Origin of the sequence: Streptomyces sp. NPDC020742 (assembly GCF_040641675.1) — a bacterium.
In the GTDB taxonomy this organism is placed as follows: Bacteria; Actinomycetota; Actinomycetes; order Streptomycetales; family Streptomycetaceae; genus Streptomyces.
This window is the reverse complement of the sequence record NZ_JBFAEA010000027.1, coordinates 90,764-100,188: the sequence shown is the minus strand read 5'-3', so window position 1 is coordinate 100,188 and position 9,425 is coordinate 90,764. Positions and strand designations below refer to the sequence as shown.

Annotated in this window: 9 protein-coding genes; 7 read left to right on the top strand and 2 right to left on the bottom strand. The window is 73.7% G+C overall.

Going from position 1 to position 9,425, the window contains the following annotated elements:
* Window positions 1-313 precede the first annotated feature (313 nt).
* The 6 genes from AB0G84_RS31045 to AB0G84_RS31020 all read left to right on the top strand — a co-directional run bounded on the left by AB0G84_RS31045 (window position 314) and on the right by AB0G84_RS31020 (window position 5,901).
* The gene (locus tag AB0G84_RS31045; protein ID WP_361328120.1) at window positions 314-727 is read left to right on the top strand and encodes a DUF3151 domain-containing protein; all 414 of its coding nucleotides are present in this window, start codon (window positions 314-316) and stop codon (window positions 725-727) included.
* A gap of 148 nt (window positions 728-875) precedes the next feature.
* Complete coding sequence (locus AB0G84_RS31040) at window positions 876-1,718, top strand: tryptophan 2,3-dioxygenase family protein (protein WP_361328117.1); 843 nt, start codon at window positions 876-878, stop codon at window positions 1,716-1,718.
* Window positions 1,711-3,027 (top strand): kynureninase, encoded by a 1,317-nt coding sequence (kynU, locus tag AB0G84_RS31035; protein WP_361328114.1) that lies wholly within the window; start codon window positions 1,711-1,713, stop codon window positions 3,025-3,027. The genes AB0G84_RS31040 and kynU overlap by 8 nt, the downstream gene beginning before the upstream one ends.
* The gene (locus AB0G84_RS31030) at window positions 3,024-3,812 is read left to right on the top strand and encodes an alpha/beta hydrolase (RefSeq protein ID WP_361328111.1); all 789 of its coding nucleotides are present in this window, start codon (window positions 3,024-3,026) and stop codon (window positions 3,810-3,812) included. Before kynU ends, AB0G84_RS31030 begins: the two co-directional genes overlap by 4 nt.
* Before the next feature lie 68 nt (window positions 3,813-3,880).
* On the top strand, window positions 3,881-5,248 hold the full coding sequence (locus tag AB0G84_RS31025) for a histidine kinase (RefSeq protein WP_361328108.1): 1,368 nt from the start codon (window positions 3,881-3,883) through the stop codon (window positions 5,246-5,248).
* Window positions 5,245-5,901: a response regulator transcription factor gene (locus AB0G84_RS31020; RefSeq protein WP_361328105.1), complete on the top strand. Its 657-nt coding sequence runs from the start codon at window positions 5,245-5,247 to the stop codon at window positions 5,899-5,901. Before AB0G84_RS31025 ends, AB0G84_RS31020 begins: the two co-directional genes overlap by 4 nt.
* A gap of 163 nt (window positions 5,902-6,064) precedes the next feature.
* Here the strand turns inward: AB0G84_RS31020 and AB0G84_RS31015 are convergent, their stop codons facing one another.
* Both AB0G84_RS31015 and AB0G84_RS31010 read right to left on the bottom strand, forming a co-directional pair.
* The gene (locus tag AB0G84_RS31015) at window positions 6,065-7,705 is read right to left on the bottom strand and encodes an ABC transporter permease (RefSeq protein ID WP_361328103.1); all 1,641 of its coding nucleotides are present in this window, start codon (window positions 7,703-7,705) and stop codon (window positions 6,065-6,067) included.
* Complete coding sequence (locus tag AB0G84_RS31010; protein ID WP_361328100.1) at window positions 7,702-8,694, bottom strand: ABC transporter ATP-binding protein; 993 nt, start codon at window positions 8,692-8,694, stop codon at window positions 7,702-7,704. Before AB0G84_RS31010 ends, AB0G84_RS31015 begins: the two co-directional genes overlap by 4 nt.
* Window positions 8,695-8,818: 124 nt before the next feature.
* On the opposite strand from AB0G84_RS31010, the gene AB0G84_RS31005 reads away from it, so the two are divergent.
* Window positions 8,819-9,340 (top strand): MarR family transcriptional regulator, encoded by a 522-nt coding sequence (locus AB0G84_RS31005; protein WP_361328140.1) that lies wholly within the window; start codon window positions 8,819-8,821, stop codon window positions 9,338-9,340.
* Window positions 9,341-9,425: the final 85 nt, after the last annotated feature.

The following is a 9,425-nucleotide window of genomic DNA, read 5'->3' as shown; positions in this document are numbered from 1 at the left end:
GGGTGGGTGTCCAGACGTAAAGCGAAGCAGTCTGGACACCCACCCCCGCAGGCCCGCCACCGCAGCCGACAGCCCCGCGCAGCGGACCCGCCCGCCGCAGTCGAAACAGCGAGAAAGCCGACAACGTCGGAAGGCACCCAGCCGCCAGGCCACGGCGGCAAAACCGACAACCGTCGAAAGGCACCCGGCCGCCAGGCCACGGCGGGCAAAGCCGACAACGTGGGAAGACGGCCGGCCGCCAAGGCCACGGCGGGACAGCCGACAACGTGGGAAGGCACCGGCCATCGGCCGGCGGCGTGGGAGGCTGGGCCCCATGCCGATTCACGAAAACCTGCTCGGGGGCCCGCCCCCGACCCATCTGCCCGACGACCCCGAGCCCCGCGAGCTGCTCGCCGCGGGTGCCGCGCCGTCCGATGTCGCCGCGAAGTACCCGGCCTCCTCGCTGGCCTGGGCGCAGCTCGCGGACGATGCGTTCGCGCAGGGCCGCCCGGTCGAGTCGTACGCCTACGCCCGCACCGGCTACCACCGTGGCCTGGACGCGCTGCGCCGGGCCGGCTGGAAGGGGCACGGTCCGGTGCCCTTCGAGCACGAGCCCAACCGCGGCTTCCTGCGCGCGCTGCACGCCCTCGCCCGGGCCGCCCAGGCGATCGGCGAGCAGGAGGAGTACGAGCGCTGCAGCACCTTCCTGCGGGACTCCTCGCCGACCGCGGCGGAGACCCTCTCCTGAAGCGGTACCTGGCCCGCCTGGTCCTCTGACCAGGCGGGCCTTGCCTTCTTTGGGGACCATTGCGGAAGATGCCCGGTGGGGACCGGGGCCCCCGTGCCGACATGGCAGGGGCGGACCGCTACCCGGAGTACGTTTCGAGGAGACAGCGATGTCCCACGAGGTCACCGACGGGGCTCAGGAGCCTGAGACCCCCCACCTCGACTTCGCAGGTACCACCCCGTACGAGGACTACGTCCAGGCCGAGGTCCTCACCCATCTCCAGCACCCGCTCTCCGACGACCCCGGCGAGATGGTCTTCCTCGTCACGACCCAGGTCATGGAGCTGTGGTTCACGGTCATCGTCCACGAATGGCGTACCGCCGCCGAGGCGCTGCGCCGCGATGACGTGCCGGTGGCGATGGCGGCGCTGCGTCGTTCGACCCACGAGCTGGAGGCGCTGAACGCCGCCTGGCGGCCGCTCGCCCACCTGACTCCGGCGCAGTTCAACGCCTACCGCAGCGCGCTCGGCGAGGGCTCCGGATTCCAGTCCGCGATGTACCGCCGGATGGAGTTCCTGCTCGGCGAGAAGTCTGCGTCCATGCTGGTGCCGCACCGGGGGGCGCCGCGGGTGCACGCCGAGCTGGAGAAGGCGATGGTGGAGCCGAGCCTGTGGGACGAGGTGCTGCGGCTGCTCGCCCGCCGCGGCCATGCGGTGCCCGAGGCGGTGCTCCGGCGGGACCCGTCGCTGCGGCATGAGCCGGACCCGGCCGTCGAAGCCGTCTGGACCGAGATCTACGCCGGTTCGCAGGAGTCCGAGCTGGTCCGGCTGGGCGAGGCGCTGACCGACGTCGCCGAGCTGGTGTGGCGCTGGCGCAACGACCATCTGGTCGCGACCCGGCGGGCCATGGGAGCGAAAATGGGGACCGGAGGGTCCGCGGGCGTGGCCTGGCTGGAGAAGCGGGCCCGCAAGAACGTCTTCCCCGAGCTGTGGACGGCGCGCAGTCATGTCTGAGACCCCCCTCACCCCCGAGAACCCCGTGCAACCCGGCGCTCCCGAAGCCGCTGTGGAACGTGAACTCGCCGTGCAAGCACGGCAGTTGGATGCCGCTGACCCGCTCGCCGAGCTGCGCGGGCGGTTCGCCCTGGACTCCGCCGACGCCCGGGCGTCCGGCGCGGCGGACATCTACCTGGACGGCAACTCCCTGGGCGCGCTGCCCCGCGCGGTGCCCGACCGGATAGCCGATGTCATCCACCGCGAGTGGGGCGAGCTGCGCATCCGCTCCTGGACCGAGTCCGGCTGGTGGACCGCGCCCGAGCGGGTCGGCGACAAGATCGCACCGCTGATCGGCGCGGGCCCGGGTCGGGTGGTGGTCGGCGACTCGACCAGCGTCAACCTCTTCAAGGCCGTGGTCGGCGGCGTACGGATGGCCGGCAAGGGCTGCACCGAGATCCTGGTCGACGCCACGACCTTCCCGACCGACGGCTATATCGCCCGCTCGGCGGCCCGGATGACCGGGCTCGCGGTACGGCCGGTGGAGCCCGCGCGGATCGCCGACGAGGTCACCGAACGCACCGCGCTGGCGCTGGTCAACCACGTCGACTACCGCACCGGCGAGCTCAACGACCTGCCCGGCATCACCACCGCGCTGCACTCCGCGGGCGCGCTGGCGGTCTGGGACCTGTGCCACAGCGCGGGCGCCCTGCCGGTCGGCCTGGACGCGCACCACGTCGACCTCGCCGTCGGCTGTACGTACAAGTACCTCAACGGCGGCCCGGGTTCGCCCGCCTTCCTGTATGTGCGCGAGAGCCTGCAGGAGCGGTTCGAGTCGCCGCTGCCGGGCTGGAACTCGCACGCCGATCCGTTCGCGATGGACCCCGCCTACACCCCCGCCCAGGGCATCGCGCGCGGCCGGGTCGGCACCCCCGACATCCTGTCGCTGCTCGCCCTGGAGGCGGCGCTGGAGGCCTGGGACGGCGTGGCCATCGAGGACGTCCGTACCAAGAGCCTGGCCCTGACGGACTTCTTCCTGGCGTGCGTGGCGGCGTATGTGCCGGCGGGCCGGGCCCGGTCGGTCACCCCGCTCAACCATCGGCGGCGCGGCAGCCAGGTGTCGCTGGCCTGCTCCGGCGCCGGCGAGGTCATGGACGAGCTGATCCGGCGCGGGGTGGTCGGCGACTACCGGCAGCCCAATGTGCTGCGGTTCGGCTTCACCCCGCTCTACACCTCCTTCACGGACGTCGAGCGGGCCGCATGGGTGCTCGGCGAGGTGCTGGGGGCGCTGCCCGAGGTCGGTCCGGCGGCGGCCGGGGCCGGCGGGTGACCGCGGCGGACGAGGAGACGGCGCTGCTGGGGCTGGCCCCGGTGGCGCCGGACCGCACCGTGGCCTACGGGCCGCACCCGGACCAGATCGTCGATCTATACGGGACGTGGGCGGCGCCGGGCGCGGGGGCGGCTGTCCCCGGCCCGCCGGTCGTCCTCCTGCACGGCGGGTTCTGGCGCGCGGCCTACGATCGCCGCCATCTGTCGCCGCTCGCCGCCGCGTTGGCCGGGCGGGGGCTGCCGGTCGCGCTGGCCGAGTACCGCCGGGTCGGCGCGGGCGGCGGCGCCCCGCAGACCTTCGACGACGTGGCGGCGGCGATCGGGGCGGCGACGGCGGCGGCGGGAGGGCAGCCCGCCGCCGGCGGAGTCGTCCTGGTCGGGCACTCGGCCGGCGGGCACCTCGCGCTGCTGGCCGCCGCCCGGCCCGGCACGCCCGTGGCGCGGGTGGTCGCCGTCTCGCCGGTCGCCGACCTCGCCCGCGCCCATGAGCTGGGCCTGAGCGACGGCGCGGTGGCCGCGTTGCTGGGCGGGGGTCCCGGCTTCGCCGACCGGCTCGCCGCGGCTGACCCGGCCCGCCGGCCGCCCGCGGGCGTGCCCGTCACCATCCTGCACGGCACCGACGACCCCGACGTCCCGATTGGCCTCTCCCGCCGCTACGCCGCCGGGTGTCCCGCCACCACGGAGCTGCGGGAGTTGCCCGGCGTGGGGCACTACGCCCCGGTCACCCCCGGTACAGCGAGCTGTGACGCGCTGTGCGCACTACTGTGCCCACCAGGTAGTACCTGAGACGGACGCCGGGAAATCCCCACTGGTGGGGACGCCCGGCGGGCCGGGCCTTGCTTACCTTGGGGAGCGTGAACCAGACGACCCAGACGCAGGGCCCCCTGCGCTCAGAGGCCCGGATAGCCCATGGCGCGCTGCACCGGCTGCGCCAGGACCTGTTCGTCGACGCCTTCGCCTTCCGCCCGCTGCCGCCGCTGGAGGACGCCAAGGTGTCCCGGTGGGTGCCCTGGCTGCCGGAGCGGTTGCGCCACTGGGCGCGCTGGCTGCCGCACCTGATGGTCGGTGGCTTCTCGGCGCTGGTCTTCCTGGCGGCGTTCACCGCCAACGACGGCCTCAACGCGGTGACGGGCGTCCTGGCCGGCTTCTTCAGCCTGCTGGTCGCGGCCGCGCCGGCGGTGACGCTCTTCCGCCCGGTGGGCGCCTTCTGGCTGTCGCTGAGCGCCTTCGCGGTGTCGGTCTTCGTCACCGCGGCGTTCGTCCCGTTCGGGAACTACTTCAGCAGCGCCGCCTTCCCGACCCTGGTGATCACCATGGTGCTGGTGGTGCTGCGCACCCGCCCCCGGCTGGCGGTGGAGATGTGGATCGTCACCTTCGCGCTGGCGACCCTCCTGACGGCGGTCACCGGCGGGGACCCGGGCGATCTGCCGCCGGTCGCCTTCTTCTGTGGGGTGGTGCTGATCTCGGCCGCCGCGGTCCGCGCCTGGCGCGAGGAGCGCCGGCAGGTCGTCGAGACGCAGACCGTCACCGCCGAGGAGCGGTCCCGGCGCACGCTGCTGGAGGAGCGCGCCACCATCGCCCGTGAGCTGCACGATGTCGTGGCACACCACATGTCCGTCATCGCCATCCAGGCCGAGGCCGCGCCCTACCGGGTCGAGAACACCCCGCCCGAGCTGGCCACGTCCTTCTCCACCATCCGCGAGAACGCGGTCGCCGCGCTCACCGAGCTGCGCCGCATCCTGGGCGTGGTCCGCTCCGAGGACCCGGACGCCTTCGCCGACAGCGATCCGGAGGCGCCGCAGCCGACGCTCGCCAGCCTCGACTCGCTGCTGGAGAGCGTGCGCAGCGCCGGGCTGACCGTGGAGGCCGTGATCACCGGGTCGCCGCGCCCGCTGCCGCCGGGCGTGGAGCTCTCCGCGTACCGGATCGTGCAGGAGGGGCTGAGCAATGCGCTGCGCCACTCGCCCGGTGCCGATGCCCGGGTGGAGATCTCCTATGTGCTGGGCGGGCTCGGGCTGCGGATCGTCAACGGCGTGCCGAGCCGGCTGGCCAAGCCGTCGCCGGGCGCCGGGCACGGCGTGCTGGGCATGCGGGAGCGGGTGCAGATGCTGGGCGGCGAGATGACCGCCGACCACACCGAGGACGGCGGCTTCGAGGTCGCCGCGTTCATCCCGGTGTCGAACGCGGCGGGGGAGACCACGCCGGAAGGGGGCAGGCGATGATCCGGGTTCTGATCGTCGACGACCAGGTGATGGTCCGCGAGGGGTTCTCCGTCCTGCTCAACGCCATGCCGGACATCGAGGTCGTCGGGGAGGCCGTGGACGGCCGGCAGGCGGTGCAGAAGGTCGCGGTCCTCAAGCCCGATGTGGTGCTGATGGACATCCGGATGCCGGAGATGAACGGGCTGGAGGCGACCCGCGAGATCGTCGCGGCCGACGCGGACGCCAAGGTCCTGGTCCTGACCACCTTCGACCTCGACGAGTACGTCTACCAGGCGCTGCGGGCCGGGGCCAGCGGCTTCCTGCTCAAGGACGCCTCGGCCGGGCAGCTCGCCGAGGGGGTGCGGATCGTCGCGTCCGGCGAGGCGCTGCTCGCCCCCACCGTCACCAAGCGCCTGATCTCCGAGTTCTCCCGGTTGGGCGCGCCCCGTGCGCCCGCCCAGGAACGCATCGCCGACCTCACAGAACGCGAGACCGAGGTCCTGGTGCTGGTCGCGCAGGGCCTGTCGAACGGGGAGATCGCCGAGCACCTCGTCGTCGCCGAATCCACGGTGAAGACGCATGTCAGCCGCATCCTGGTGAAGCTGGGGCTGCGCGACCGGACCCAGGCCGCGGTGTTCGCCTATGAGGCCCGGCTGGTGACACCGGGCGGCTGAGTGCGAACGCCGCCGGTCCGTCCACAGGCTGTGGACAGGCCGGCGGGGGAGAAGCAGGGGGAGAAGCAGGGGGTGCGCCGCCGGAGTCCGCAACAGCTCCGGCGGCGCAGGTCGGTGGGGCCGGCGTCCTGAGTGGGTGGTTTCACGTGAAACCGCCGGCGGGTCAGCCGAGGTCGCGTCGGCGGACGCCGACCAGGCCGGCGGCGGCGCACACGGCGGAGAGCGCCAGCAGCCAGACGAACGGAGCCGCGGTGGCCTCGGCGCCCGGCAGCTTGGGCAGGTGGCTGTAGGGCGAGAGGTCCATGAGCCACTGGGGGAACTTCAGGGACGGGCCGATCCAGCCCAGGGCCAGACAGCCGCCGACCACCGCCCAGACGGCGCCGGTGGCCTTGGGCAGCAGCCCGAGGATGAGGACGGCCAGGCTGGTGAGCGTCCAGACCGCGGGGACCTGGGCCAGGGTGGCGACCAGCACCGGCCCGAGCCGGCCGCCGAGGTCGCCTACGGAGACGCCGTACGCCGTGCCCAGGGCGAGCCCGCCGGCGGCCAGTACGGCGGCGGTGCCCAGGTAGGCGATCACCAGGTGGCCGGCGGCCCAGCGGAGCCGGCCCACCGCGCCGGCCAGCACGGGTTCCGCCCGGCCGCCGGTCTCCTCACCACGCAGCCGGAGCACCGCGCCGACCGCGTAGAGCGCGGCGACCATGCCGAGCATGCCGGCCATGGTGGCCAGGAAGGCGTCGGTCAGGCCCTGTTGACCACCCATCCGTTCCACGATCTGCCGGGTCTGTGCGTTGTCCCCGACCAGGTCCGCGGCGCCCCGGGCGATCCCGCCGAAGATCCCGCCGGCACACAGGAACCCGGCGCTCCAGCCCAGCAGCGTGCCGCGCTGCAGCCGCCAGGCCAGGCCGAACGGGCCGTTCAGGGAGCGCGGTGCGGCGGCCGGTCCGGGCCGGGCGGGCAGGAAGCTCATCCCGATGTCCCGGCGGGCGGTCAGGACGTACCCGGCAGCGAGGGCCAGCGCGGTGCCCGCGGCGAACAGCAGCAGCACCCACCAGCGTTCGCCGGCGTACGCGCGGAGGTTCTCCGACCAGCCCAGGGGGGAGGCCCAGGTGAGCGGGGAGCCGGCGCCGGTGGTGGCGGCGTCGCCCGCGGCGCGCAGGGCGAAGGCCAGGCCGAGCACCGCACCGGTCAGGCCTCTGGCCAGCCGGGCGCTCTCGGTGAGCTGGGCGGCGATGGCGGCCAGTGCGGCGAAGAGCGCGCCGGTGCCGCCGATGGCGAGCCCGAGGGCGAACGAACCGGCCGCCGGCTGCCCGGAGGCGGTGAGGCCGCCGGCGATCAGCACGGTGACCCCGGCGTTGGCAAGCAGCGCGGTCAGCAGGGCCGCGGTCAGCGGTGCGCGGCGGCCGACCACCGCGGCGGAGAGCAGCTCCTGACGGCCCGTCTCCTCCTCCTCGCGGGTGTGCCGGACGACGATCAGCAGGCTCATCACGGCGGCGAGGACGGCGCCGAAGCCGGCCATCCGCCAGGCGATCAGACCGCCGATGCTGTCGCCGAAGACCGGTCCGTACAGCGCCCGCATCGAGCCGTTGGCGTTCATCGAGCCGGCCAGTTCGGTGCGCTTGGCGGCGGTGTCGTAGAGCGCCTCGAAGGACGAGCCCATGGCGGCGACGGCGGCACTGAGCGCCAGCGCCCAGGCCGGGACCAGCACGCGGTCGCGGCGCAGCGCGAGCCGCAACAGGGCACCGGTGCCGGCGAGATGGCGGGGGCGGGTGGCGCGCGGGAGGCGGAAAGTGGCCACGGTGGTCATCGCGCGACCGCCCCTCCGGCCGGTGCGGCGGTGCGCAGATCGTCTTGGTAGTGGCGCAGGAAGAGCTCTTCCAGGGTGGGCGGGGTGCTGGTGAGGCTGCGGACGCCGGAGGCGCCGAGCGCACGCAGCACGGCGTCGAGCTTGTCGGTGTCGACCTGGAGCCGGACGCGGTGGCCCCGGCCGCCGTCGATTGGCTGGACGGCCAGATCGTGCACCCCGGGCAGCGCCGCCAGCCCGTTGGGCGGCCCGGCGAGTTCGGCGATGACCGAGGTGCGGGTGAGGTGCCGCAGCTCCCCCAGGGAGCCGGATTCGACCGTCCGCCCCTTGCGGATGATGCTGACGCGGTCGCAGAGCGCCTCGACCTCGGACAGCACATGACTGGAGAGCAGGACCGTACGGCCGCGGTCGCGCTCCTCGGCGACACAGGCCTGGAAGACCTCCTCCATCAGCGGGTCCAGCCCGGAGGTCGGCTCGTCGAGGATCAGCAGGTCGACGTCGGAGGCGAAGGCGGCGACCAGGGCGACCTTCTGCCGGTTGCCCTTGGAGTAGGTGCGCCCCTTCTTGGTGGGGTCGAGCTCGAACCGCTCCAGGAGCTCGGCCCGCCGCGCGGTATCCAGGCCCGCCCGTCGCCCGCGGCGCTTCGCTTCGCCGCCCTGATGGAGCCGCCCGTAGAGGTCGATCACCTCGCCGCCGGAGAGGTTGCGCCACAGGGTGACGTCGCCGGGGACGTAGGCGATGCGGCGGTGCAGGGCGACGGCGTCGTGCCAGGGGTCCTGGCCCAGGAGCTCGGCGGTGCCGCCGTCGGCGCGCAGCAGGCCGAGCAGGACCCGGATCGTGGTCGACTTCCCGGCGCCGTTGGGCCCGAGGAAGCCGTGCACCTCGCCGGCCTCCACGCGCAGGTCGAGGCCGGCCAGCGCCGGGGTGCGTCCGAAGGACTTGCGGAGGCCGTTCACCCGGATCGCGGGAGCGGGAGCGATTGCCTTGGTCATGCTTTTGAAGCTACGCTAGTTTCACAAATTTGTGAAGCTAAGAAACTGTATAAAGTTGGGACGGGGGTCGGGGCAGGTCCCTCTGATCAGGGGAGATGATGCAGCCATGGCAGAGACGGCGGACATGAACGCGCAGCACCGGCAGAGCGACGCACCCCAGGACCAGGAGGCGATCTCGACCTTCGTCGAGCGGTTCGCCGCCCAGCTGGTCGAGGCGGGGATGGCGCGGATGCCCGCCCGGGTCTTCGCCTGCCTGCTCTCCTCCGACACCGGCGTCCTGACCTCGGCCGAGCTGGGGGAGCGCCTCCAGATCAGCCCCGCCGCCGTCTCCGGCGCGGTCCGCTACCTCTCCCAGGTCGACATGGTCAGCCGCGAGCGCGAGCCCGGCTCCCGCCGCGACCGCTACCGCGTGCACAGCGACCAGTGGTACGAGGCCCTGGCCCGCCGGGAGAACGTCCTCACGCGCTGGGAGAGCACCCTGCGCGACGGCGTGGAGAGCCTCGGCAAGGCCTCCCCGGCCGGCCGCCGGCTCAACGAGACCCTGGTCTTCTTCGACTTCCTGCAGAAGGAGCTGCCCGTGATGCTGGAGCGCTGGCGTGAGTACCGCGACGAGCTGCGCGCCGACTACGACAGCGCCGGCGACTGACCGGACGACGGCCGCGGCGGCTGACGGGCGGGGCGCCACCGGTAGCGGCGGGGCGGCACCGGTAGCTGAGTGGCGGGATGGTGCC

Excerpts from the sequence above, each read along its gene's own strand:
- AB0G84_RS31045 (WP_361328120.1), top strand. The coding sequence starts at position 314 with ATGCCGATTCACGAAAACCTGCTCGGGGGCCCGCCCCCGACCCATCTG.
- AB0G84_RS31040 (WP_361328117.1), top strand. The coding sequence starts at position 876 with ATGTCCCACGAGGTCACCGACGGGGCTCAGGAGCCTGAGACCCCCCAC.
- kynU (WP_361328114.1), top strand. The coding sequence starts at position 1,711 with ATGTCTGAGACCCCCCTCACCCCCGAGAACCCCGTGCAACCCGGCGCT.
- AB0G84_RS31020 (WP_361328105.1), top strand. The coding sequence starts at position 5,245 with ATGATCCGGGTTCTGATCGTCGACGACCAGGTGATGGTCCGCGAGGGG.
- AB0G84_RS31015 (WP_361328103.1), bottom strand. The coding sequence starts at position 7,705 with ATGACCACCGTGGCCACTTTCCGCCTCCCGCGCGCCACCCGCCCCCGC.
- AB0G84_RS31010 (WP_361328100.1), bottom strand. The coding sequence starts at position 8,694 with ATGACCAAGGCAATCGCTCCCGCTCCCGCGATCCGGGTGAACGGCCTC.
- AB0G84_RS31005 (WP_361328140.1), top strand. The coding sequence starts at position 8,819 with ATGAACGCGCAGCACCGGCAGAGCGACGCACCCCAGGACCAGGAGGCG.